We start from the raw sequence: 23,617 nt of genomic DNA on the forward strand, positions 1-23,617 counted from the left end.
CACGCCGTTCGTCCCAATTCCTGTCCGGCTCAATTCATCCTCCCGCGTGGTAGAAATCGTAGATCGTCTGGGCCACGCTTTCGCTGACGCCCGGCACCCGCTTCAGGTCGTCCAGCGCGGCGGCGCGCACCTTGCTGGCCGTGCCGAAATGCAGCAGCAGCGCACGCTTGCGCGAAGGGCCGATGCCCGGAATCTCGTCCAGCGGTGAGGCGGAAATCGCGCGACTGCGCTTGGCGCGGTGGGCGCCGATGGCAAAACGGTGCACCTCGTCGCGCAGGCGCTGCAGGTAGAACAGCACCGGCGAATTGGTAGGCAGCATCTTTTCGCGCCCGTCGGGGAAGTGAAACACCTCGCGCCCCTCGCGGCCGTGATGCGGGCCCTTGGCAATGCCGATCAGTGGCACGTCCTCGATCCCCAGTTCCTCCAGCGTATCGCGCACGCTCGACATTTGCCCCTTGCCGCCGTCGATCAGGACGAGGTCGGGCCACATGCCGCCTTCACGGTCCGGATCTTCCTTCATCGCGCGGCTGAAACGGCGGGACATGACCTCGCGCATCATGGCGAAGTCGTCGTTCGTCTGCGCTTCGCGGATATTGAACTTGCGGTACTGGTTCTTCAGGAACCCTTCCGGCCCAGCCACCACCATCGCGCCCACGGCCTTGCTGCCCTGTATGTGCGAGTTATCGTAAATCTCGATGCGGGCGGGAATGTCCGGCAGTTCGAGAAACTCTGCCATTTCCCGCATGATCTTGGCCTGCGTGCCGCTCTCCGCCAGTCGCCGGTCCAGCGCCTCCACCGCGTTGCGGCTGGCCTGCTCCATCAGCTTGCGCCGGTCGCCGCGCTGGGGAATGCTGATCTCCACCTTGCGCCCGGCAAGCTCTCCGAAAGCTTCTTCCAGCAGAGCCTGCTCCGGCAGTTCGCGATCGACCAGGATCATGCGCGGCGGCGGCACCTCTTCGTAGAATTGCGCCAGCACGCGGGCGAGAATCTCTGCGTTATCGAGGTCCTGCGTATGGGTAGGGAAGAAAGCCTTGTGGCCCCAGTTTTGCCCGCCGCGCACGAAGAACCCCTGCACGCCGATCTGCCCGCCCTTCGCCGCCAGCGCGAATACGTCGGCATCGCCCACGCCATCGGCGTTGATCGCCTGCGAACCCTGGATGAAGGTTGCAGCGCGCAGTCGGTCGCGCAGCAGGGCGGCGGTTTCGAAGTCCAGGTCCTCCGCCGCTTTCTTCATCTGCTCTTCGATCCGCGTCTGCACCGCCCCGGACTTTCCGCCCAGAAAGTCCTTCGCTTCGGCCAGCAGCTGGTCATAGCCCTGCTTGTCGATCCGCCCCACGCACGGCGCGCTGCACCGCTTGATCTGGTAGAGTAAACACGGCCTGTCTCGGCGGGAGAAAAAGCTGTCAGTACAGGATCTTAGCAGGAACAGTTTCTGCAGCGCGTTAATTGTCGTGTTCACCGAACCGGCGCTGGCGAAGGGGCCGTAATAATTGCCCTTGGCCTTCCTCGCGCCGCGATGCTTCATGATGCGCGGGAAGTCGTGCCCTTCGCGCAGCAGGATGAAGGGGAAGCTCTTGTCGTCGCGCAAAAGCACGTTGTACGGCGGGCGAAAGCGCTTGATGAACTGCGCTTCCAGCAGCAGCGCCTCGGCTTCGGAATTGGTGGTCACGATCTCCATGCCGCGGCACTGGCTGACCATGCGTTGCAGCCGGTTCGTCAGGTTCTTGACCTGCGTGTAATTTGCCACCCGCGCCTTCAGGCTGCGCGCCTTGCCCACGTAGAGCACGTCCCCGCGCGCATCCAGCATGCGGTAGACGCCGGGCTTGGGCTTCAGCGTCTTCACCACTTCGCGGATTGCGGTGACGCCCGCCTCGAGATCGGGCTGGGTGCTGCCTTTCACCGTGTAGGTGGCGCGTTCCTCGTTGAAACGCTCCGCACCGCGGGGGTCTGAAGGGGATCCGGCTTCGGTTCGCGACATGGTGCCCGAGATAGGTGGTGACGCGCCGCTTGGCAAAGCTTGCGCTTCCAATCCCCACAGGGCAGCTTGCATCTTTTCGGGTCCACAGGGGCAATAGCATGGACGACAAACCCGCCGCCCTGCCGCGCACGGTAGGGTTCTGGGGCACGGCGCTGTTCCCGGTGAACGGCATGATCGGCGCGGGGATTTTTGCCCTGCCCGCCGGTATCTATGCGGCGGTCGGCAATTTCGCCCCCTGGATGATGCTGATCGGTGGCATCTGCTTCCTGCCACTGGCGCTCTGCTATGGCTGGATGGCCGCGCGGTTCGATAACAGCGGCGGCTCCATGCTCTATGGCGCAGCCGCCTTCGGGCGCTTCGTCGGCTTTCAGGCCGGCTGGGCACGCTATGCTTCCGCCATCGTTACTGCGGCGGCGAACACGCATGTGATCATCACCTACCTCGGCGCGCTGTTTCCGGCCTTGCAGGATCCTGCGATCACTCCCTGGGCAGCGGCTTTCGTGATCGCCGTGATGACCGCGATCAACGTCTATTCCATGCGCGCCTCCATCGGCACGCTGGGAACGCTGACGGTGATCAAGCTGCTGCCACTGGCGGGACTGGTGATCGCCGGGGCCATTGTCGGCTCCTCACGCGGTGAGGTGGTGCTGCCGCAGTTCAGCCAGATCGAAGCCGTCATCCTCACCACCTATTACGCCTTCATCGGATTCGAAGGCGTGGTGGAGGCCGCGGGCGAGATGAAGAACCCCCGCCGCGATGTGCCGCGCGCCATCGTCACCATGGTGAGCGGCGTCACCCTGTTCTACGTGCTCATCATCTGGGCCTACATTGCCCTTGGCGCTGACGGCGCGGATAGCGAGAACGCGCTAGCCACCGTCGCGGGAGACGCAGTGGGCACGGCAGGCACCATTGCCATCGTGATCGCTGCAAGCGTCAGCAGCGCGGCGAACAACTTCGCATCCGGCGTGGCCTTGCCCCGGCTCAGCTTCGGCATGGCAGAGCAAGGCGTGCTGCCGCGATGGTTCGGGCGGGTTCACCCGCGTTTCGGCACGCCGTCCAACGCCATCCTCTTTTACGGCGCGGCGGCCATCGGCTTCGGCCTGTGGGAAGGGTTTGCCGCGCTGGCAGTGGCGGGAACGCTGGTGCGCCTCATCACCTACATGATCACCACTCTTGCCCTGCCGGTGCTGGAGAAACGCGATGGCCGCGTGGTGCCGCTGCACATGGTCTGCGTCGTCATTGCCGTGGCAGGGACGCTGTTCGTCGGCAGCTTTGCTCCGCTACAGGCGTGGGTCGTGCTGGCAGGCATCGTTACCGTGGGCACGCTGTTCTACTTCATTGCCGCAAGAGAGCGGCCCCTTGCAGAGCCAGCGTGATGCGTAACCAGTACGATGCGATCATCCTCGGCGGCGGGGCGGCGGGCTTGTTCTGTGCAGGCCAGGCCGGGCAGCGCGGGCGCGATGTTCTGGTGCTCGAACGTGCCGCAGCAGTGGGCAAGAAGATCCTGATTTCAGGCGGCGGGCGGTGCAATTTCACCAATATCGGCGCTGGCCCGGCCAACTACATTTCCGCCAACCCGCATTTTGCCAAGAGCGCGCTCAGCCGGTACACCGCGCGCGATTTCCTGGATTTGGTGGAAAAATACGGCATCGCCTGGCACGAAAAGACGCTAGGCCAGCTTTTCTGCGATGGCTCGGCAAAGCAGATCGTACAGATGCTGCTGGACGAATGTGCCACCGGTCCGGGCGCGGTGGACATCCGCTGCGATGAGAACGTAGAAAGCGTTGCCCGCGAAGGCGAAGTTTTCAGCGTCACCACCCGGAGCGGCACCTTCACGTCGTCTTCTCTGGTGATTGCGACGGGCGGCCCCTCCATCCCGAAGATGGGCGCGAGCGACTTCGCTTACGGGCTGGCGAGGCAGTTCGGCCTCAAAGTGGTGGAGCCGCGCCCCGCCCTCGTTCCGCTAACACTAGGCGGGGAGGATGTCCTGTTCCGGGAGCTTTCGGGTGTCTCGGCCGAAGTGGAAGCGAGTGCCGGGAAGACGACCTTTCGCGAGGCGGCGCTGCTCACCCACCGCGGGCTGTCGGGCCCGGCCATCCTGCAGGTTAGCAGCTACTGGAAGCCGGGCGACCGGGTGAAAATTCGTTTCCTGCCCGATGCCGCACCCGGCTGGCTGCTGGAGGAAAAGCGCACCCGCCCATCGCTCACCCTGCGCAGCGTCCTGCGCGAACGCCTGCCACACAGGTTGGCCGACGTGCTGGCAGAGCGGCTGGCCGTGGAGGGCGATCTCGGCAACGTGCCGAACAACGCCCTGCACGAGGCAGAAGAGAAACTGGTGGCGTGGCCGTTCAATCCCAACGGCACCGAAGGCTTTGCCAAGGCCGAAGTGACCGTGGGCGGCATCGACACGCGCGAGCTGTCGTCGAAGACGATGGAAGCGCGCAAGGTGCCGGGCCTTTACGCCATTGGCGAGGCCGTTGACGTGACCGGATGGCTGGGCGGCTACAATTTCCAATGGGCATGGGCGAGCGCCCATGCCTGCGCACAATCGCTCTAGAACATCTTGCGCAGTTCGATTTCGAAACTGCGGCCCCGCGGATCGACCAGGAACGGCTGGTAGCGCAGCGGCACCACGCCGTTGCTGTCCGTCACCCGCTGGCGCGCATCGAAGATGTTGTCCAGGCTCAGCCCCACCCGCGTCCCTTCAAAGAAGGGCACGGACTCCACCAGCTTTTCGCGCTGGCCAAGGTCGGCAAAGGCGCGCAGGCCGAAGGTGACGAAGTCACCGAAGTTCAGGTCGGTGCTGCCATCGAGGCCCGAGCCTTCGAGGCGGGAGGAGCCGGTATAGTTGGCAAAGGCGATCATGCCGTAGCCATCGTAGAAGATGCCGCCGCGCGCCCGCACATTATGGCGCGCATCACCCCCGCCCGACAGCGCATCGCCATCGAGCAGGTCCAGACGCGGCAGGCCCTCTGCAATCAGCACGGTGTTTTCGAGTTCCAGCGTGTAATCGAGGTTGAAGAACCAGCGGCCCTGTGGCGGACCATCATCTCCGCCGCCGCCGCCGAAGCGGCCCCCGCCACCACGCCTGCCGCCACCGCGGTTGCCACCGCCGCGATTGCCATCGCCAGCCTGGCGCTGGGGCGGACCGTCGCTGCTGCACACGCGTTCGCGCACGGCGGCAAAACGTTCGGGATCAACCTGACCGTTTTCGCTGGCCAGACGCTGCAGCATCTGCGGGGGTATGTTGATCGGTTCGCCGTCGGGGCCGACCGGCGGTTCCTCGCCAGCAGCCTGTGCGGCCAGCGCGCGGTTGAACAGGTCGACCAGTTCGGCGGGTTCGCGCTCGCAGAACGTCGCGCGCATCTGGGCGAAACGTTCGGCGCTGGGCGGTCCGCCCGCACCATCGCCAGAGGCACCGCCCATCGCTCCGCCAGCCGGGCGACCGCGCGGCGGACCACCGCCTCCACGGCGTTCGCCCTCGTCGCCACCACCGCCGACGTTGCCGGAAAGGTTCAGCCCGAACTGCAACCGGCGCTGGTCGCGCTCGGCAAAGGTGACAAAGCGATCATCGAGTTGCAGCAGCCTGCCCGTTACCCGGTCACGCGTCACCCGGTCGGGGAAAGCCGCTTCGATCTCCGGCGTCAGCGTGGGCAGACCATTGGTCACGTCGTCGGAATGGTTGTCGTAATAGTTGATGGAAACGCTGCTGCGTTCCAGAAATGGCAGTTCCCAGTTCACACCGAAGGACCAGTCGCTCTGGTCCTGCGCGGGCAGGTTCGGGTTGCCGCCGCTGATGACGGTCGCCAGCACGGTTTCGTTGTTGGCGATATCGAAGACCGGCACGTTCGGGGTCGCGATAGCCGGGCTGCCCAGCTGGCTGAGCGAAGGAGCAACCTCGCGATTGATGTGGTTGACCGTGAAGGTCAGCGTGTCGGTAACCCCCCAGGTCAGACCCACGGTCCAGTCCTGCAAGGTGCCGAAATCCGAAAGGTGATCGACCCCGGCATTGAGGTTCAGCGTGAGGTTACCGACCGCGCCCAGGAAGTCCTCGTCACGGCTGGTGATGGGGATGGAAACGTTCGCGCCACCGAAAACGCGGCCGCGCGTCAGTTGCGTTTCACCAGCCAGCGATCGGGTGTCGCTGCTTTCGATACGGTTCCAGCGATAACCGGAACGCAGGGTTACAGAGACATCGCCCGAGGGCAGGTAAAGCGGATTTCCCCGCGCCGTCGCCAGCGCGTTGAAGGTGTAGGTATCGAGCAGCGATTCCTCGAACCCCGCATCGGTAAAGGGGCCAAGCTGCCCGTCGATGGGCAGCAGGCCCAGCGCTGCATCCTCTACCAGCTGGCCTGTCTCGATGCGCTTGCCCGTTTGCGTGATGGCATCGACATAGGTGCCATCCAGCGTTCCGGTCACTTCCCAGTCGCCCACACCAAGGTTCAGCGTGCTGCCGAAGGAGTAGTTCTCGTTGCGGCTGTCCACCGTCAGCGGATCGCCTTCATTGAAGGCGCGCAGCAGCGAATTGCCCTCGTCGTCGGTCAGCAGCACGGTGTCGAGGCCCTGCAGACGCAGCGAATCCTGCCTTTCGTACGTGGCGTTCAGCGACAGCGACTGGCCCGCGTCGCCCAGCTTCGTGGTCCAGTTGGCGGTCGCTTCCACGCCTGCGCTATCGGCCACCAGGCTGCGGAACCGTGCCGGATCGGGATCGCTTGCCAGGCGCTGCTCGCCGTCATCCACCTGGATGATGCCGCGTTCCGCCTCGGTCAGGGTGCTAGTGTTGTCCCATTCCACGTTCAGGTTCAGGCGGCTCGGCCCATCGATCCGCAGGTAGGTGCCCTCCACCTCCTGCTGCGAGAAGCCGCCGTCGAAAGGCTGGCCGTATTCGAGCTCGATCTCCTGGCTGGTGAAATTATCCTTAAGGATGAAGTTCACCACCCGTTGATCGGGTGAATAGCCGTAGCGCTGGGCCACTTCCTCGCTGAACACCTCGGTCCGCTCGATCGCCTCGGGCGGGTAGCTGCGCAGTTCGCGGAAGGAGGAAATCCTCACGCCGTTCACCAAGATCACCGGTCGGCCATCACCGCCGCGTCCGCGAGAGGAATTCACCTGCGGACCGATCGCCTGCAGCAGCTCCTCGATGGAACCGGCACCATAGGCCGCGATATCCTCGCTATCGAGCTCAAGGATCGGCGGCTGCGGCGCGTCCACCTGGTCCACCAGGCGGGCGCCCAGCACGACGATGGTGTTGATATCGTCGTCGGGAGCAGGCGGCGCGTCCGGCCCTTCCCCCTCCTGCGGCGGTGCCGAAGCAGCATCCTGCGCGTAGGCGGGCGCTGCGGCACCGACACAAAGCGAAACGGCAATGGCCAGCGCACTGCAAGACAACGAATTGGACAAGTTAGGAAATCTCCGAGCAAAAGCAGCGTTCGCCCCCCGAGGTGGCGCGTATGGCTGGCAACGCACGAACGGGCAATACGGACCCTTGTCGTATTTTGTCGCAGATGTATCGCAGCTTTCCGGGCTTTTCAGGCCCTGTGCATGGCGCATCTTCCATTTTCCGGCAGAGGCCGCTAAAGGCGCGCCCGACTACAACGTAATTGCAAGCAACAAGCACAAGGACCGGAATACTGGATGGCTAAGGAAGAACTTCTCGAAATGCGCGGCAAGGTGGTGGAACTGCTGCCGAACGCAATGTTCCGCGTCGAGCTCGAGAACGGCCATGAAGTATTGGGTCACACCGCAGGCCGCATGCGCAAGAACCGCATCCGTGTGCTGGTGGGCGATGAAGTGCTTTGCGAACTGACGCCCTACGATTTGACGAAGGCGCGCATCACCTATCGCTTCATGCCGGGCCGCAGCGGTCCGCCGGGATACAACGGCTAAGGCGCCGTTTCGCGCGCCCGTGGCTGACACCCCTCCCAAACTCATCCTCGCATCCGCAAGCCCGCGCCGCCTTGAATGGCTGGCGCGACTGGGCATTGCGCCGGATAGCGTTTCGCCAGCCGATATCGATGAGACCCCGCACAAGGCCGAACTGCCGCGCGATTATGCGCTGCGCATGGCCCGCGAAAAGGCGCTGGCCGTGGATGCCGCCGATAGGTTCGTGCTGGCCGGAGACACCGTGGTCGCCGTCGGCCGCCGCATCCTGCCAAAGGCGGAGGACGAGGCGACCGCGCGCGAATGCCTGGCGCTGCTATCGGGCCGTCGGCACCGGGTGCTGTCCGCCGTCGCACTGGCCGCGCCCGACGGCACGATACGCGAGAAGCTGAGCGAGACGCAGCTGAAGTTCAAACGCCTCTCCGACGAGGAGATCGACGCCTACATCGCCAGTGGCGAATGGCACGGCAAGGCAGGCGGCTATGCCATCCAGGGCATGGCAGAGGCGCTGATCCCGTGGATCCAGGGCAGCCACTCGGGCGTGGTCGGCCTGCCCCTTTACGAAACACGCGCGCTGCTAAAGGCGGCGGGATTTCCCGTTGGCTGAGTGGCTGGTCGAGGAAGGGATCGGCGAGGAACGTGCCGTCCTTTTCCGCGACGGCGAAGCCGTGGCAACCCGGCACCGCTGGCCCGGCGAATTGCAAAGCGGCACGGTCGCCGATGGCAGGTTGATCCAGCGAAGTGCAGGATCGGCACGCGGCATGGTCAGCTTTGAGGGCGGTCAGCAGGCGCTGGTGAAGCGGCTGCCCGCAAATGCTTCCGAAGGGGCCAGTTACCGCGTCAGGATCACCCGTCCGGCCATCCACGAACAGGGCCGGTCGAAGTGGGCGCAGGCCGAGGTCTGCGACTTGCCGGAGGCGCCGCCCCCCTCACTCGCAGCCAGCCTCGCGGCGGAGGGGCACGCGGTGAAGACGGTGCGCCGCATCCCGGCACCGTTCTGGGTAGATGCCGTGACCGACGCCTATGCTGCGGGGCGCGGCTTTGCAGGGGGCAGCATTTCGCTTTTCCCCACGCCCGCGATGACGCTGATCGACGTGGACGGAGACCTCGCACCGCGCGATCTGGCTCTCGCCGCCGTGCCTCCTGTTGCCGAGGCGATCGCGCTGCTGGATATCGGCGGCAACATCGGTATCGACTTCCCGACCCTGCCCGCGAAGGCAGACAGGCGCGCCGTCGACCAGGCGCTGGACGAGGCGCTGGCATCCCGGCCGCACGAGCGCACCGCCATGAACGGGTTCGGCTTCGTCCAGATCGTCGCCCGGCTGGAACGTATCTCCCTCCTCCACCGCGCCCGGTTCCAGCGCCCGGCGCTGGTCGCGCGGCAGTTGCTGCGCGACGCCGAGCATCTCGAAGGCACGGGGCGCACTATCGAGCTGACGGCCAGCCCCGCCGTGATCGCCCTGCTTGCCGAAGACTGGCTGGCCCAGCTTCGCCGCCGCAGCGGGCGCGAGGTGGCCTTGAGACCCGATCCCGCCCTTGCCATCGAAGGGTGTCACGCCCAGATCGTGCCGTGATGACGACCGCCAAGCAAAAGCCCTGCCCGATCTGCAAGAAACCCCGCAGCGAGGAATTCCATCCCTTCTGCTCTAGCCGTTGCCGCGACCGCGACCTGGCGCAGTGGTTCAACGATGGCTATGCCGTGCCCGGCCCGGCGGCAGCACCCGAAGATATCGCCAACGAAGACTGAATTGGGGGCTTGCCAAGCCCGCACGGGTTCGCCATAGGCGCGCTTCCCTTGACCGCGAGCAGGCCCATTTCCTCTCGCAGCCTGAGAATGCCTGGGTAGCTCAGGGGTAGAGCAGACGACTGAAAATCGTCGTGTCGGTGGTTCGAATCCGCCCCCGGGCACCATCTCCTTCCAGCAAGACTGTCAGCCCTCGGCGTCCCTTCCGCGCAGGTTTGTCGCGGGCGGGCCACGCATGGCCTTTGGTACCATTGCACCGCATCCATCAGACCCCATCATGGGTTCAGCACAACCGAACAGGGGCGCCATGCGCCCGATGAAAGGATCAATGATGGCTCGCATTCTCGTTCTCTACTATTCTTCCTACGGACATATCTCGAGCATGGCCGAAGCCGTGGCCGCAGGGATTCGCGATGCCGGGCTCCACGCCGATATCCGCCGCGTGCCCGAAACCGCGCCGGAAGAAGTGGTGAAGAACTTCGGCTTCCAGACGAATGACGAGCATACGCTGATCGAAGGACCGGATGTGCTGGGCGATTACGATGGTCTGGTGCTGGGTGCGCCCACCCGCTTTGGTCGCCTGCCCAGCCAGATGGCCGCTTTCCTCGATACCTGCGGCGGCGTGTGGGCGAACGGCACCCTGATCGGCAAGCCCGGCGCGGTGTTCACCAGCAGCAATTCCCAGCACGGCGGTCAGGAGACGACGCTGTTTTCCATGATCACCAACCTGCTGCATTTCGGCATGACCATCGTGGGCCTCGACTACGGGTTCGAAGGCCAGAACGGCGTGGACGAAGTGAAAGGCGGCGCGCCTTACGGAGCGACGACCATCGCCGGACCGGATGGCAGTCGCCAGCCGAGCGACGACGAGATCGACGGCGCAAAGTACCTCGGGCGGCGCGTGGCGAATACGGCAGCGAAACTAGCAGCATAACCGTCAGGCCATTGCGTGTGCCCAGGCGGCACTGATCACGACGCTGCCTTCGCCCACGGCGCTGGCGACGCGTTTGACCGACCCTGATCGCACATCGCCGATCGCGAATATCCCGGGGGTGGACGTTTCGAACTGGCTGCACCCGCCCGCGTTCTCCCCGGTGATCACGAACCCGCGCTCGTCCAGCATTGCATGGCCTTTCAGCCATTCGGTGTTGGGCGCGGCGCCGATCATGACGAACAGGCCGTTCGTATCGATGCGCGTTTCTCCGTCTGGGCCGTTCAGAGTCAGGCTTTCCAGGTGGTCCTCACCGTGCAGCGCGGAAACCTCGGTCTCGTAGTGGATGGTAATGGCGGAATCGCTCTCCAGTCGGCGGCTGAGGTAGTCGCTCATTGATGTCGCCAGGCTGTCGCCGCGCACCACCAAGTGAACGTGGTTCGCGCTGCGGCTGAGGAACATCGCTGCCTGACCCGCCGAATTGCCCCCACCGATCACCACCGCATCGCAGCCCTTGCAGAAGCGCGCCTCCATGTCGGTGGCGGCGTAATAGACGCCCGCCCCCTCGAACTCGACCAGCCGGTCCAGCGGCAGGCGACGGTATTGCACGCCCGTGCCCACCACCACCGCTTTGGCGCAAACCTGCGCACCATCGTCCAGCGTGACGCAGAATAGCCCGTCCTCGCGCTTTTCCAGGCCCTCGACACGGCGCGGCATGGCAAAGCGGGTGCCGAATTTCAGCGCCTGTATCTCTCCGCGATAGACGAGGTCTGCGCCGGAGATACCGGTGGGAAAGCCCATGTAGTTCTCGATCCGGCTGGATGTGCCCGCCTGGCCGCCGATGGCCGTGTCTTCCACCAGCAGCGCGCACAACCCCTCTGCCCCTGCATAGACCGCCGCGGCCACGCCGCCCGGCCCCCCGCCCACGATCAGGACATCGTAAACAGTCTCGCGGCAGCTATCGATATCCAGCCCCAGCCGCCGCGCGACCTTGCCCGGCGTCGGGTTTTCGATCACCTCGTCCTTGTTGAAAATAACCGCGGGGGTGTGATCGGCCAGCGTGCACAGTGCCACGCTTTCCCTGTCGGAAGCATCGAGATCGAAGCTCTGGTACGGCAGGCGATTGCGGCGCAGGAAGCTTTCCACCCGCTGCACCGCCGCATCTCTGTCTGCCCCCACCAGCTTGATCGAGCTGCGGCTCTCCTCGAACATGCGCCGCCGCCGCGCGGCATAGACCGTGATCACATGGTCGGACAGTTCGGGCACGCGGCGCATCAGTGCCAGCATCTCCTCCCTCGGGGCGGCAATCACGCGGGTGTCCTGCGCCGCGCGCATCGGCAGGGTCCAGGCCCCTTCGTTGAGGAAGCCGATTTCGCCCATGAACTGCGTGGGGCCCAGCGTGCTTTCGATCATGCGCTCGCCCGAATAGGGATCGGCAATCTCTATCTCGCCCTCCAGCACATAGAGAAACTCGTCCATCGGATCGCCCACCTCGGCGATGACATCGCCCGCGGCATAGCTTCGCTCGCTCGCGATCTCGCGGATCATGGCGACGTGCTTGTCCGCCAGCGGCACGCGCTTCATGGTTTCCAGGTCGGCGCCGATCGATTCCATGCCACGTTCTCCCGCTGATGCACGATCAAGGTCGGAAAACCGCGCCGGTTGCAAGCCTTCAATTGCTGCTGGCGAGGCATGCCGCTTGTCTATGGCTTCCGGGCGCAAACTTGCCTAGCGTCGCGTGACGACAGGGGACACCGCAATACCGCCGCTTTTCAAAACGATGCACTTCTCTGGCGAGTGGCGCGACTATCAGGCGCGCGTGCTGGCGGAGATGGACGGCTATCTGGATGACGGACGGCTGCACATCGTGGCAGCACCCGGCAGCGGCAAGACCGTGCTGGGGCTGGAGGCGATGCGACGCGTGGGCAGGCCCGCCCTTGTCCTCTCGCCAAGCCTGACGATCCGCAACCAGTGGGCCGACCGGCTGGAGCCGCTGTTCCTGCCTTCCCTGGACGCGCAGCGTGCGCATATCTCTCGCGATATTGCCGCGCCTGCCGACATGACGATAGGCACGTACCAGGCGCTGCACGCCGCCTATAAACGCGATGCCGAATTCGCCGCCCTGGCCGGGCTTGGCCCGGTCACGCTGGTGCTGGATGAATGCCATCACCTGCGGCGTGAATGGTGGAATGCCCTCTTTGCCCTGCGAGACAGGCTGGAGGACATGGTGATCGTGGCTCTCACCGCCACCCCGCCCTACGATTCCAGCCACGCCGAATGGAGCCGTTACGAGCAGCTGTGCGGCCCTATCGATGCCGAGATCGGCGTGCCCGAACTGGTGCGCAACGGCGATCTCGCGCCGCATCAGGACCACGTGCATTTCAGCGAGCCCGATGCCGATATCGTCGAGGCCCTGCTGCGACGGCGCGATGCCGTCTATGCGCTGGCTGCAGAAATCGGGCAGGACCCTGACCTGCCCGACATGCTGCTCACCCATCCATTCCTGGTCGAACCGTACCAGCACCAGGAGCAAATCCTGGAAACGCCGGAGCAGCTATCCGCCATGCTGTTCTACCTTTCCAGCCGCGGGATCGCCTTGCCCGACGAACCGCTGGCCATGCTGGGTGTCCGGCACCAGGCCGTGCCGGAGTTCAACCATTTCTGGCTGGAGCCGATGCTGGAATGCCTGCTCCACCGCAAAATCGGTATATGGCGGCTGGAAGAGACGCGCGCGAAGGCGTGGAAGCGGGCTCTGTCCGAAGCGGGCCTCATCACGAACCACCGCGTCGATTTCTCGGAAAACCTCGACCTGGCACGCGTGCTGGCGGGAAGCACGGGCAAGCTGCAATCTGTGGTGGAGATCGCACGGGCGGAAAGCGGACAACTGGGTGATGCACTGCGCATGGCGGTGCTGAGCGACCACGTGCGCGTTGCCGAACTGCCGCGGGAACCTGATGCACCATATTCCCCCAAGCGCCTTGGCGTTGTTCCGATATTCGAGACGCTGCGCCGTGTCGAAATCGGCCAGCCACTCGGCGTGCTGACAGGTTCGCTGGTGATCGTGCCGGATGCGGCGCAAGCGGCAGCTAGAGAAGCGGCGGAGGACAGTGGCATACCGCCGGAAGACCTCACCTTCTCCGCGCTTCCCGGATGCCCCGGCTATTGCAAGCTCGACCTTGCCGCCGCTGCGGACAGGGGCCGCGTGGGGCTGGTTACGCGTCTGGTGGCGGCGGGGCATATCCGCGTGCTTGTCGGCACGCAGGCGCTGCTGGGCGAAGGCTGGGATGCGCCGTCCATCAATTCGCTGGTGCTGGCGAGCAACGCTGCCAGCTACATGCTTTCCAACCAGATGCGCGGGCGCGCCATCCGCACCGATCCCGATGCGCCGGGCAAGGTCGCCAACATCTGGCACCTCGCCACAGTCGATCCCGCAGACCTCGATGGCAAGGCCGGTCCCGATTACGCGCGCCTCGTCCGTCGCTTCTCCATGTTCGATGGCGTGGCGGAAGATGGCACCAGCGTGATCGAGAACGGGATCGACCGGCTGGACATTGCGATGAGCGTACCCGTGCAGGACCGCAACGCCCTCACCATGGCGCGCGCCGGCAACCGGTCAAGCACCGCGCGGCAGTGGCAAAAGTCGCTTGGTGCAGGCACGCCGCGTTCGCAGTTGCGCGAGGTCGCCGAGGTAAGCGGCAGCATGGGAAGCGCCACGCTGCACATGCGCAACACGCTGAAGACCACCATGATCGGCAGCCTCGGCGGCGGATTGCTGACAGCGGGCCTCAGCGTCTTCGGGCTGGGGCTGGTCGATACGCTGGCAATCGGCGGGGGTGCCGCCCTGCTCTATGCCGCTCCCGGCCTCTACACGTCCGTCCGCCTGTGGGTGCGCAACGGCACCCTGGAAAAACGCCTGCGGCAGGTGGGTGAAGTGCTGGTGGAGGGGCTTTGCCACTGCGGCAAGCTGTCGCGCGGGGAAGATGCCTATACCGTCCGCGTGCACGAGGGGCTGAAGGGACGCCATGCCATCACCATCGAAGGCGGCACGCGCGCGGACCAGCACCGGTTCGTGGATGCCATGATGGAACTGCTCGGCCCGGTGCAGAACCCGCGATATATCCTGCGGCGAGAGGGGCAATCGCTCGGCTTCCGGCAACTGGATTACCACGCCGTGCCCACGCCGCTGGGCGCGAACAAGGAGGAAGCAGAACTCTTCTGCAACCTGTGGACGAAGCGCATCGGGCCAGCGCGGCTGATCTTCACCCGCTCTGCCCATGGTCGAAAAGTCCTGCTGCGCGCGCGGACCAGGTCCATGGCCGCCGGGCTGCAATCCCCGGTCGAGCGGCGCAGCATGTGGCTTTGATCGCGCACTGCGGCTAACCCATGCCGATGGAACACGAAAGCGCCGGACTCTCCCCCTTCGATCTTGCCGCCATGCTGGTGGTGGCCAGCGCTTTGCTCGGCTGGTTCAACCACCATTTCATCAAGCTGCCGCACGTTGTCGGGCTGACAGTCATGGGCGCGATTGCGGCCATCGGTCTGCTGGCGGCCAACGCCTTCCTGCCGGGCGTCACGCTGGACGATACGGTTGCGCGGCTGTTGCAGGAAATGAACTTCACCGAGACCCTGCTGCAGGGCATGCTGAGCTTCCTGCTGTTTGCAGGCGCGCTGCACGTCGATCTGGACCGGCTGAAGGCCGACTGGGTGCCGGTGCTGCTGCTTTCCACGGTCGGTGTGATCCTTTCCACCGTGATCGTGGGCCTGCTGACATGGGGGCTTGGCCTGCTGCTGGGACTTGGCCTGGCACCGATCTGGTACTTCGTCTTCGGCGCGCTGATCGCGCCCACCGATCCGGTGGCCGTGCTGGGTGTGCTGAAGGAAGAGATGGTCGACGAAAGCCTGCAGGCAAGCGTTGCCGGGGAAAGCCTGTTCAACGATGGCGTGGGCATCGTGGTCTTCACCATCCTGCTGGGCGCAGCGGTGACGGGAACCGATTTCAGCCTTGGCGAAGGCGCACGGCTGTTTCTGATCGAGGCAGGCGGCGGCCTGATGGTGGGCCTCGTATTCGGCTACCTTGGCTTCCGCGCCATGCGTTCGATGGACGAATATGCGCTGGAGGTGACGATCACGCTGGCGGTGGTGATGGGAGGCTATGCCCTGTGTACCGCCCTGCACATCTCCGGCCCGCTGGCCATGGCCGTGGCGGGCCTGCTGATCGGCAACCACGGCGTGACCTACGCCATGAGCGACGTGACCCGCGATTACGTGATCCGCTTCTGGGAAGTGGTGGACGAATTGCTCAACTCCGTCCTGTTCCTGCTGATCGGGCTGGAGATGATCGTGCTGGTGCCGGGCGTCGATGAAAGCATCGTGATGCTGGCTGCCATCCCGATCACCCTGATCGCACGCGCCGTGGCAGTCACCGTCTCCACCCGCGTGGTGCCTGCCGCGCGGCCCAAGGCATCGGGTGCATGGGGCGTGCTGTGGTGGGGCGGCTTGCGCGGCGGCATTTCCATCGCGCTGGCCCTTTCACTTCCCGCCGGACCGGTGCGCGACCTGCTGCTGGCCGCCACGTTCGGGGCGGTACTGTTCAGCGTACTGGTGCAGCGGATGACGCTGGGCCGGGTGATCGAGCGCGGGAAAGTGCCGCACGGCGGGCACGACGCGGAAGATGGCAGCGTGCCCAAGGGCTTGGGCTAGCGACTACAGCCAGGCGTCTCGGGCCGGAACGAAAAAGGGCGGAGCCGCACGGCCCCGCCCCTTTTAGCTTCGCTGTAATGCTTGTCAGCTGACCCGCACCACGGTCGCCGTGTCTTCGGTGCCTTCCTCGGTCGAGGACCATACGCCGTCTTCCGACATGGTCTCGCTATAGCAGGTCGGCTCGGTCTCGCCTTCCTTGGTCGTGCAATACCGCTCGGGGCTTTCCTGCGTCCAGGTGCCGCTTTCCTCCTCGCCGTTCGGCCCGGCCGAGGTGTATGTCCCATCCGCGTTTACGGTTTCGGTCCAGACGTCACCATTGGGCAGCGTCACTTCGTAGACGCCGGGAGTGGCCATGCCGTCGGCTGCCATGGCAGTTTCCATCGCCGGTTCCTCGGCAACGACTTCTTCTTCCACCATCGGTTCTTCGGTGGCGGTCTCCCCGCAGGCTGCAACAGCAAGCGCGGCAACGAAAATAAGCTTCTTCATGTTGGTATTCCCCCCGTTTAAGGAACGGGAACGGTATCACGGTTCGCCCGCTTTACGGCACCATTTCGCAACGCCATGATTTTGCACCGGTAAGCCGGTTCCATGCGGCCAATCGAGGGGCAACGCGGCGAATCTTTCCGGCGAATCGGGGCTTCGACTGGCGAGGCCCCCGTGCCGCCGGCCTCAGCCGAGGTGGGCGCTTGCCACCAGCTGTTCGAAGTCTGCCCGGTTGCGATCAAAGAAGTACAGCGAAGGCGCTTCGTAAAGCATCATGAACAGTTCGCCATCGATGATCGTGGCCACTGCAATGCCCTTGCGCCGCAGGTCGTCCGAACCCAGCGTTTCGAATTCGAAGCGTACCCCGCCCTGCCCCAGGAACTGCGTCGGCTCCACCGAAGTGGTCGTAAAGGTCGATGCACCCTTGGCGATGCGCAGCGAGCTTTCCACGAAGTCCGGCAGGTCCACCAGCAGCATGTCCGATGCGAACTGGGGAAGCGGCGTTTCGCGGCGGTTCACTTCGCGAAACAGCGTGTCGCCCGAGGCCACTTCACCGAAGAACAGCACATCGTTCAGCAGTTCGCCGTCCAGCGTCCAGCGTTCGGCATTGCTTCCGGGCCGCTGGCTGATGCGGTTCCATTCGATCTGCGGGACAACCGCCAGATCGGAACGGGCGACGGTGACAGCTTCGTTCGCGTCGATAAGGCGATGGGCCATGGCGCTGCCCGGCGCGATCAGCAGGGCGGCAGCAATCAGGAGGCCGAATTTACGCATAGCTTTTATTCCTTGATCATCATGCGCAGCATGGCCGCGTCATTGGCCTCGGGTGCCAGTTCCAGGTAAGTGCGCAAGGCATCGGAGCCCTGTGCGAATTCTCCGCTGCGCAGCAGGGCCAGTCCCATGCCGCGCCACGCGTCGTGCAGGTCGGGATCGAGATCGAGCGCCCCGCGATAGAATTGCGCCGCGTTGACGAGATCGCGCGGATGGCCACGCCCCCGATACAGTTCGCCGCGAGCGTAAAGCAGGTCGGCGGTCTGGCCGTATTCGCCCAGCCGCTCGATCACGTAGTCGGTGCCGCCGAAGTCGTTGAGAGCAAGTTCGTCGGCCAGGAACCGGGGTGTCCAGTCCGCCGTGGCGCGTCGGTATTCTTCGACCCCGTCGTAGTCACCGCCCGGTACGCGGGTCGCCAGATCGGCAAGGGCTTCGGCACGTTCCATGCTGGTGGGATGGCTGGCGAAGAAGGCGACCCCGTCGTAGCGCGGAGAGCGCCGTCCACGGTCGATAGCCGTGCGGTCGGTCTCGTCCATGACGCCCTGCCAAACCTCGGCAGCGGCGATCGGACGAAAACCTGCATCGGCGATATAGCTGAAGCCAAGAGCGTCGGCCTCGCTCTCCTGGTTGCGACGGAAGCTGTAAACGCCTCCCAGGATCGCGACTTGCGCGTTATGGCCGTAGCCGTAGCCACCGTAATTGGCGGCAGCCGCGCCCAGCACCGCCGCCCACGCGCCGATATCGCTGCCGGTACGGCTGCGCCGGTAGTTGGCCAGGGTGTGGCGCAATTCGAAATGGGCGAACTCGTGGCCGAGGATCGACGCCAGCTCGGCTTCGGAGCGAACCCGCAGCAACAGGCCGGAGTTCACCCGCATCGTGCCGTTGGGCGTCATGGACGCGTTGAAGATCGGCACACGGACGATATAGACCCGCACGCTTTCGCAGCGATCCTGGCCAACGGTGCGGCAAAGCACCCCGCGCACGTAATCGTTCAGCGCCGGATCGCGGATCACCACATCGGTATCGCGCAGGACGCGCTCGTCCTCGTCGGCCATGGTCCACAGGCCCCGCTCGTCACGGTCCTGCGGCTGGTACACGCCCTCATACGGCGGGATGGCGAATTCGCCCTCATCCACCTGCGCCTGCGCGGCAGTGGCCAGCACGCAAAGGGAGGTGGCCGCAGCCACCAGAGCTGCGAGGCGCATTATTCGCCAGCCGCGGCAGCAGGAACCAGCGGAAAGTCCTCGAACAGCTGCTCGACGCGGCGCTGCGCTCCGTCGACCTCGCGCACGTCACCGCCCATCTGCATGTCCGCATTCACCCACAGGATGTTGCCGGTTTCCAGATCCACCAGTGCGGCGAACCCAGCGTGGCGACCGGAGGTGACACTCACCCCGCCCATCGCGGCGAAAACCTGCAGAACCTTGCGCCCGGTGGAGCCGTAGTGGTCCTCCGTATTGACGAACAGCGCATAGTCGGCGTTCTCCGCGCCTGGCAGGTCCTTGACGCCCGGCCCCAGCGTCCAGTCGAACACCTCGTTGCGATTGTCGGCCTTCTTCGTCTCGAGCCGGTTGCCCGGGAAGAACTGGTAGCTGACGATCGATTCGGCGACAGTGCTGAACAGCGCCATGTAATCCTCGACGATGCGGGCATCTTCGCCAAAGGCCTCGGGGGCCTCGACCAGGGTGCTGCCGTACCGGACCTGGTAAGCGTCCAGCGCATTGCCGAGATTGTCGCGGGCGAGTTCGGTCCAGTCGGCGCGCGGCTCGAACATGCCGCCGGTCGACTGCTCTCCCACGCGGATGCGGGGGCGGAAAACCAGGATGCGCGCGTCGCCCTGGACCTGCGTCGCATCGAAATCGTGCCGCACGGCGCCGCGCTCCTGCGCGGCAGCGGGTGCCGCCAGCGACAGGCATGCCGCAGCACCGAGAATCGTAAGAAATTTCGTCATTTTGCCCCCTTCGTTCGGCCAATCTGTAAATTGGAAAAGGGCGCTGTCAATCCACTGTTTTGCGGTCATTTTCATTAACCCACAGTCTTTGCCAAAAGCTGCCATCCACGGCCTTGCGTGCCACGAGCACAAGAGTCGTATCGCCCCCGATTGCCCCCTCGCGCGGATAAGTGTATAGGCCGCGTTCAAACGCGCCCCGGCACCTTCGCGAACTTCCATCGCGTTGCCGGGGCGCTCGCTTTTTTGCTGTTGAAAGGTTTCTCCCATGTCCCGTCGTCGCCAGATCTACGAAGGCAAGGCCAAGATCCTTTACGAAGGCCCCGAACCGGGTACGCTGATCCAGTATTTCAAGGACGATGCCACCGCCTTCAACGCCCAGAAGAAGGGCACGATCAACGGCAAGGGCGTGATCAACAACCGCATCAGCGAGTATATCTTCACGCGCCTGGCGCACATCGGTATCCCCACCCATTTCATCCGCCGCCTGAACATGCGCGAGCAGCTAGTCCGGCAGGTGGAGATCATTCCGCTCGAAGTGGTGGTGCGTAACGTAGCCGCCGGTTCCATCAGCAAGCGCCTGGGTATCGAGGAAGGCGAGATGCTGCCGCACACGCTGATCGAATACTATCTGAAGGACGATGCGCTGGGCGATCCGCTGGTGTCGGAGGAGCATATCGCCGCCTTCAACTGGGCCAGCCACGAAGAGATGCAAGATATCGCCGCCATGGCGATCCGCATCAACGATTTCCTCTCCGGCATGTTCGCCGCGGTCGACATCCGCCTGATCGATTTCAAGCTGGAATTCGGGCGCATCTATGACGGCGATTTCAGCCGCGTGATCCTGGCCGACGAGTTCAGCCCGGACAACTGCCGCCTGTGGGACTTCAACACGAACGAGAAGATGGACAAGGACCGCTTCCGCCGCGACCTGGGCGGCGAGGAAGAGGCTTACCAGGAAGTCGCCCGTCGCCTGGGCGTGCTCTCGGGCGAGGATAACGGCCCCGGCGAAGTGCTGGACATGGATGCCCACCGCTCCCGCCTGCGCACCTCCCCGCAAAAGCCGGGCGCACCCAAGCCGAAGAAATAGGCACCCCCGGCCCGTCGCGGGCCGTCACCACCCTTGCCGAACGACGAATGGGCACACCGCCCTAGTGACCGGTTGCGCCATGTTCATATGCCGTGCATATGTTGTTGCAACTGCAACGGCGTACTCTCGCCGCCTATCCATTTGTGACAAGGGGACAATTTTCATGACCATGCGCCGTGCGCTTTCCGCTTCCATTTCATCGGCCGCGATGGCCTTCACCCTGGTGATCGCCGCTCCGGCTGCCGCGCAGGCCGAATGGGGGACCGAGGCGACCGATGTCGTGCAGGATCCTTCCGTGACCTACGGCGTGCTGGAAAACGGCATGCGCTATGCCATCCGCCAGAACGACACGCCCGAAGGCACGGCATCGTTCCGCATGCATTTCGATGTCGGTTCGCTGGGCGAAGCCGAGAACGAGCGCGGGCTGGCGCACTTCATCGAGCACATGGCCTTCAACGGCTCCACCAATGTGCCCGAAGGCGAGATGATCCCGCTGCTGGAGCGGCTGGGTCTTGCTTTCGGTCCGGATACGAATGCCTACACCAGCTTCGACGAGACGGTGTACATGCTGGATGTTCCCAACGCCAACGAGGAGAGCCTGGAAACCGCGCTGTTCCTGATGCGCGAAACCGCCAGCGAACTGACCTTCACCCCCGAAGCGGTCGACCGCGAGCGCGAGATCCTGGTGAGCGAGCGCCGCACGCGCGACACCGCCGGGCTGCGCAACTTCCGCGATCTCTTCGACTTCCGCATTCCCGGCACGCGCTATACCACGCGTTTCCCCATCGGCCTGGACGCGGTGCTGCGTGAAGCCCCGGCAGAGCGGCTGCGCGACTTCTACAACCGCTTCTACCGTCCGGAAAACGCGACCTTCGTCGCTGTCGGCGATTTCGACGTCGCCGAGATGGAAGCTGCCATCAAGGAACGGTTCGAAAGCTGGCAGGGTCGCGGGCCGGCAGGCGAGATTCCCGCCCCCGGCTCTGTGGATTTCGACCGCGATGCCGAGTTCGACACCTTCGTGGATCCCACCATCAACGAGGCCGTGGCGATCTTCCAGATGCGCCCCTACACCGATCCGGTCGATACGATCGAGGAACGCACCCGCGAACAGGTGCAGGGCCTGGCAGAAGCGATGTTCGACCGGCGCATCACCCGCATCGCCAACCGTGAAAACAGCCCGATCCTGGGCGGCGGCTTCGGCATCGGCAGCGATGTGGACGTAGCCGACTATTCGGCCATCAGCATCAGCACGCGCGACGGTGCGTGGGACGAGGGCCTGATGATCGCCGAGCAGGAACTTCGCCGGGCGCTGGAATACGGGTTCACCCAGTCCGAACTGGATTTCGCGCTGACCAATACCGAAAGCGCTCTTCAACGCAGTGCCGCACAGGCCGGTGCGCGCAACAACGCCCAGCTGGCGATGGCCCTGGTAAACGCTGCGACGGAAAACGACTTCGTCACCGATCCGCAGTGGCGTTACGAACTGTTCCAGCAGATCCGCCCGCAACTGACGCTGGAAGCGGTGAACGAATTCTTCCGCGAAGCCTGGAGCGAGGGCCAGCCGCTGGTTCGCGTCGCCGCAAAGGAACTGGAAGGCGGAGAAGATGCCGTCGCCGCAGTCTACAATGACAGCATGCAGGTCGCCGTGGCAGAGCCGGAAGACGTGGTCGCCACGGAATTCGCCTATGCCAACTGGGGCGACCCCGGCCAGATCGTTACGGACACCACGATCGAGGACCTGGGCATCCGCACCGTTACTTTCGACAACAACGTGCGGCTGAACATCAAGCAGACCGATTTCGAACCGGGCCGTGTCCGCTTCACCGTCAACATGGACGGCGGCAGCCTGGCGCTGGATGGAATGAATTCCACCGCCGCCAGCCTCTACCTGCAGATTGCCTCTGCGGTCGGTGGCCTTGGCCAGCACAGTTTCGACGAAATCACCGAACTGCTGGCCGGGCAGCAGGTATCGACCGGCCTCGGCGCCGGAACCGATACCTTCACCTCTGCCGGGGTCACCACGCCGGACGATCTGCTGATGCAGATGAAGGTCAGCGCTGCCTATCTCACCGATCCGGGCCTTCGTCCGGAGGCGGATGCCCGCTTCAACGCGGTGATCGATGCCGTCTGGGGTCAGCTGGAATCGCAGCCCGCACAGGTCTTCAGCCTGCGCACGGGAGAGCAGATTTCCGACAGCCCCTACACCGCCTTCCCGACGCGCGAGCAGCTTGGCTCTGTCGATCGCGAAGCCCTGCGCGACAAGGTCCTGTCCTATGCAGGCAACGGTGCGATCGAGATCGGAATCGTGGGCGACATCGACCCGCAGACGGCTATCGAAGCGGTCGCCCAGACCTTTGGCGCTTTGCCAGAGCGCCAGGCGGAATTCTCGACCTTCGCCGACAAGCGTGAGTTGCGCTTCCTCGACCTGTCGGGCGACGAAGTGAACGACTTCACCCATACCGGACAGGAAGACCAGGCCCTGGTCGGCAGCATCTGGCGCACCCGCGACGACAGCGACTTCCGCGAGGACATGGGGCTTAGCCTGCTGTCCGGCCTTGTCCGGCTGAAGGGGCTGGAAACCCTGCGCGAGGAACTGGCAGCAACCTACAGCCCGCTGGTCTCCAACTCCACCAGTTCGGATTTCGACGACTTCGGCACGCTCAGCCTGGCTGCCATCGTCGATCCTGCACAGGCAGACGAGGTGCGGGAAATCATCCACCGTCTCGCCAGCGAACTGCGTGACGAGCCGGTGAGCGAGGACTTTCTGCTGCGCGCTCGCCAGCCGGTGCTGGAAAGCATCCGCCTGGCGCGGGAGAACAACGGCTTCTGGATGGGCGTGGTTTCCGACGCGCAGAGCGAGGCCGACCGGCTCGACCGCGTTCGCGAACAGGCCGAGGTTATCATGAGCTTCACGCCCGCAGACCTGCAGGCACTGGCGCAGACCTACCTCGTGCCCGAACGCCGTGCCGACACGCGCATCCTCGTTGCGGCAGATGACAGCGACGGCGAGTAATATCGGACAATAATTGCGGGGGCCGAGGCATGTGCTTCGGCCCCCGTTTTTTTGCCCGTTTTTTCGCCCCTTTTTTCGC

Annotated in this window: 18 protein-coding genes and 1 tRNA gene; 12 read left to right on the forward strand and 7 right to left on the reverse strand. The window is 64.6% G+C overall.

Annotated features, from left to right (window positions below; all coding sequences use genetic code 11):
- Window positions 1-34: 34 nt before the first annotated feature.
- Window positions 35-1,978: an excinuclease ABC subunit UvrC gene (gene uvrC, locus D2V07_RS04720; protein WP_119585278.1), complete on the reverse strand. Its 1,944-nt coding sequence runs from the start codon at window positions 1,976-1,978 to the stop codon at window positions 35-37.
- 98 nt (window positions 1,979-2,076) lie between these two features.
- On the opposite strand from uvrC, the gene D2V07_RS04725 reads away from it, so the two are divergent.
- Together D2V07_RS04725 and D2V07_RS04730 are read left to right on the forward strand one after the other, a co-directional pair.
- A complete protein-coding gene (locus D2V07_RS04725; RefSeq protein ID WP_119585280.1) occupies window positions 2,077-3,354 on the forward strand; it encodes an APC family permease in 1,278 nt (425 codons plus the stop codon).
- On the forward strand, window positions 3,354-4,535 hold the full coding sequence (locus D2V07_RS04730) for a BaiN/RdsA family NAD(P)/FAD-dependent oxidoreductase (protein ID WP_119585282.1): 1,182 nt from the start codon (window positions 3,354-3,356) through the stop codon (window positions 4,533-4,535). Before D2V07_RS04725 ends, D2V07_RS04730 begins: the two co-directional genes overlap by 1 nt.
- On the opposite strand, the gene D2V07_RS04735 is transcribed toward D2V07_RS04730, so the two are convergent.
- Complete coding sequence (locus D2V07_RS04735) at window positions 4,532-7,378, reverse strand: TonB-dependent receptor plug domain-containing protein (RefSeq protein ID WP_233548243.1); 2,847 nt, start codon at window positions 7,376-7,378, stop codon at window positions 4,532-4,534. The two genes, D2V07_RS04730 and D2V07_RS04735, sit on opposite strands and share 4 nt — an antisense overlap.
- A 234-nt stretch (window positions 7,379-7,612) precedes the next feature.
- Between D2V07_RS04735 and infA the strand changes: the two genes are divergently transcribed.
- The 6 genes from infA to wrbA all read left to right on the forward strand — a co-directional run bounded on the left by infA (window position 7,613) and on the right by wrbA (window position 10,536).
- Complete coding sequence (gene infA / locus D2V07_RS04740; RefSeq protein WP_119585286.1) at window positions 7,613-7,864, forward strand: translation initiation factor IF-1; 252 nt, start codon at window positions 7,613-7,615, stop codon at window positions 7,862-7,864.
- Window positions 7,865-7,883: 19 nt separating this feature from the next.
- A complete protein-coding gene (locus tag D2V07_RS04745; RefSeq protein WP_119585288.1) occupies window positions 7,884-8,465 on the forward strand; it encodes a Maf family protein in 582 nt (193 codons plus the stop codon).
- Window positions 8,458-9,432: a ribonuclease E/G family protein gene (locus D2V07_RS04750; protein ID WP_119585290.1), complete on the forward strand. Its 975-nt coding sequence runs from the start codon at window positions 8,458-8,460 to the stop codon at window positions 9,430-9,432. Before D2V07_RS04745 ends, D2V07_RS04750 begins: the two co-directional genes overlap by 8 nt.
- On the forward strand, window positions 9,432-9,605 hold the full coding sequence (locus D2V07_RS04755) for a DNA gyrase inhibitor YacG (RefSeq protein WP_119585292.1): 174 nt from the start codon (window positions 9,432-9,434) through the stop codon (window positions 9,603-9,605). Before D2V07_RS04750 ends, D2V07_RS04755 begins: the two co-directional genes overlap by 1 nt.
- An 89-nt stretch (window positions 9,606-9,694) precedes the next feature.
- Window positions 9,695-9,769 (forward strand) — tRNA-Phe (locus D2V07_RS04760).
- 161 nt (window positions 9,770-9,930) lie between these two features.
- Window positions 9,931-10,536: an NAD(P)H:quinone oxidoreductase gene (gene wrbA, locus D2V07_RS04765; RefSeq protein WP_233548244.1), complete on the forward strand. Its 606-nt coding sequence runs from the start codon at window positions 9,931-9,933 to the stop codon at window positions 10,534-10,536.
- A gap of 3 nt (window positions 10,537-10,539) precedes the next feature.
- Here the strand turns inward: wrbA and D2V07_RS04770 are convergent, their stop codons facing one another.
- Window positions 10,540-12,147 carry an FAD-dependent oxidoreductase gene (locus D2V07_RS04770; RefSeq protein WP_119585296.1) on the reverse strand — a complete coding sequence of 536 codons (1,608 nt, stop codon included), beginning with the start codon at window positions 12,145-12,147 and terminating at the stop codon, window positions 10,540-10,542.
- Window positions 12,148-12,313: 166 nt separating this feature from the next.
- Here D2V07_RS04770 and D2V07_RS04775 point away from each other — a divergent pair, with 166 nt between their 5' ends.
- Window positions 12,314-14,896 carry a DEAD/DEAH box helicase family protein gene (locus tag D2V07_RS04775; protein WP_119585298.1) on the forward strand — a complete coding sequence of 861 codons (2,583 nt, stop codon included), beginning with the start codon at window positions 12,314-12,316 and terminating at the stop codon, window positions 14,894-14,896.
- A gap of 20 nt (window positions 14,897-14,916) precedes the next feature.
- On the forward strand, window positions 14,917-16,233 hold the full coding sequence (locus tag D2V07_RS04780) for a cation:proton antiporter (protein WP_233548245.1): 1,317 nt from the start codon (window positions 14,917-14,919) through the stop codon (window positions 16,231-16,233).
- A gap of 84 nt (window positions 16,234-16,317) precedes the next feature.
- Here D2V07_RS04780 and D2V07_RS04785 read toward each other — a convergent pair whose 3' ends face one another.
- The 4 genes from D2V07_RS04785 to D2V07_RS04800 all read right to left on the reverse strand — a co-directional run bounded on the left by D2V07_RS04785 (window position 16,318) and on the right by D2V07_RS04800 (window position 19,438).
- Window positions 16,318-16,719, reverse strand: a complete 402-nt coding sequence (locus D2V07_RS04785; protein WP_119585300.1) for a hypothetical protein — start codon at window positions 16,717-16,719, stop codon at window positions 16,318-16,320.
- A 183-nt stretch (window positions 16,720-16,902) separates the two neighbouring features.
- The gene (locus D2V07_RS04790; RefSeq protein ID WP_119585302.1) at window positions 16,903-17,490 is read right to left on the reverse strand and encodes a hypothetical protein; all 588 of its coding nucleotides are present in this window, start codon (window positions 17,488-17,490) and stop codon (window positions 16,903-16,905) included.
- 5 nt (window positions 17,491-17,495) lie between these two features.
- Window positions 17,496-18,692, reverse strand: a complete 1,197-nt coding sequence (locus tag D2V07_RS04795) for a M48 family metallopeptidase (RefSeq protein WP_119585304.1) — start codon at window positions 18,690-18,692, stop codon at window positions 17,496-17,498.
- Window positions 18,692-19,438: a hypothetical protein gene (locus tag D2V07_RS04800; protein ID WP_119586060.1), complete on the reverse strand. Its 747-nt coding sequence runs from the start codon at window positions 19,436-19,438 to the stop codon at window positions 18,692-18,694. The genes D2V07_RS04795 and D2V07_RS04800 overlap by 1 nt, the downstream gene beginning before the upstream one ends.
- Window positions 19,439-19,703: 265 nt before the next feature.
- On the opposite strand from D2V07_RS04800, the gene purC reads away from it, so the two are divergent.
- Window positions 19,704-20,525, forward strand: a complete 822-nt coding sequence (purC, locus tag D2V07_RS04805) for a phosphoribosylaminoimidazolesuccinocarboxamide synthase (RefSeq protein ID WP_119585306.1) — start codon at window positions 19,704-19,706, stop codon at window positions 20,523-20,525.
- Between the two features lie 163 nt (window positions 20,526-20,688).
- Entirely contained in the window at window positions 20,689-23,538 is a 2,850-nt protein-coding gene (locus D2V07_RS04810; protein WP_158586766.1) for a M16 family metallopeptidase, read from the forward strand.
- Window positions 23,539-23,617 lie beyond the last annotated feature (79 nt).

The organism is Aurantiacibacter zhengii (genome assembly GCF_003584125.1).
Taxonomy (GTDB): Bacteria; Pseudomonadota; Alphaproteobacteria; order Sphingomonadales; family Sphingomonadaceae; genus Alteraurantiacibacter; species Alteraurantiacibacter zhengii.

Excerpts from the sequence above, each read along its gene's own strand:
- D2V07_RS04770 (WP_119585296.1), bottom strand. The coding sequence starts at position 12,147 with ATGGAATCGATCGGCGCCGACCTGGAAACCATGAAGCGCGTGCCGCTG.
- D2V07_RS04775 (WP_119585298.1), top strand. The coding sequence starts at position 12,314 with ATGCACTTCTCTGGCGAGTGGCGCGACTATCAGGCGCGCGTGCTGGCG.
- D2V07_RS04810 (WP_158586766.1), top strand. The coding sequence starts at position 20,689 with ATGACCATGCGCCGTGCGCTTTCCGCTTCCATTTCATCGGCCGCGATG.
- D2V07_RS04790 (WP_119585302.1), bottom strand. The coding sequence starts at position 17,490 with ATGCGTAAATTCGGCCTCCTGATTGCTGCCGCCCTGCTGATCGCGCCG.
- D2V07_RS04795 (WP_119585304.1), bottom strand. The coding sequence starts at position 18,692 with ATGCGCCTCGCAGCTCTGGTGGCTGCGGCCACCTCCCTTTGCGTGCTG.
- infA (WP_119585286.1), top strand. The coding sequence starts at position 7,613 with ATGGCTAAGGAAGAACTTCTCGAAATGCGCGGCAAGGTGGTGGAACTG.
- D2V07_RS04730 (WP_119585282.1), top strand. The coding sequence starts at position 3,354 with ATGCGTAACCAGTACGATGCGATCATCCTCGGCGGCGGGGCGGCGGGC.
- D2V07_RS04725 (WP_119585280.1), top strand. The coding sequence starts at position 2,077 with ATGGACGACAAACCCGCCGCCCTGCCGCGCACGGTAGGGTTCTGGGGC.
- D2V07_RS04755 (WP_119585292.1), top strand. The coding sequence starts at position 9,432 with ATGACGACCGCCAAGCAAAAGCCCTGCCCGATCTGCAAGAAACCCCGC.
- purC (WP_119585306.1), top strand. The coding sequence starts at position 19,704 with ATGTCCCGTCGTCGCCAGATCTACGAAGGCAAGGCCAAGATCCTTTAC.
- wrbA (WP_233548244.1), top strand. The coding sequence starts at position 9,931 with ATGATGGCTCGCATTCTCGTTCTCTACTATTCTTCCTACGGACATATC.
- uvrC (WP_119585278.1), bottom strand. The coding sequence starts at position 1,978 with ATGTCGCGAACCGAAGCCGGATCCCCTTCAGACCCCCGCGGTGCGGAG.
- D2V07_RS04780 (WP_233548245.1), top strand. The coding sequence starts at position 14,917 with ATGCCGATGGAACACGAAAGCGCCGGACTCTCCCCCTTCGATCTTGCC.
- D2V07_RS04800 (WP_119586060.1), bottom strand. The coding sequence starts at position 19,438 with ATGACGAAATTTCTTACGATTCTCGGTGCTGCGGCATGCCTGTCGCTG.
- D2V07_RS04785 (WP_119585300.1), bottom strand. The coding sequence starts at position 16,719 with ATGAAGAAGCTTATTTTCGTTGCCGCGCTTGCTGTTGCAGCCTGCGGG.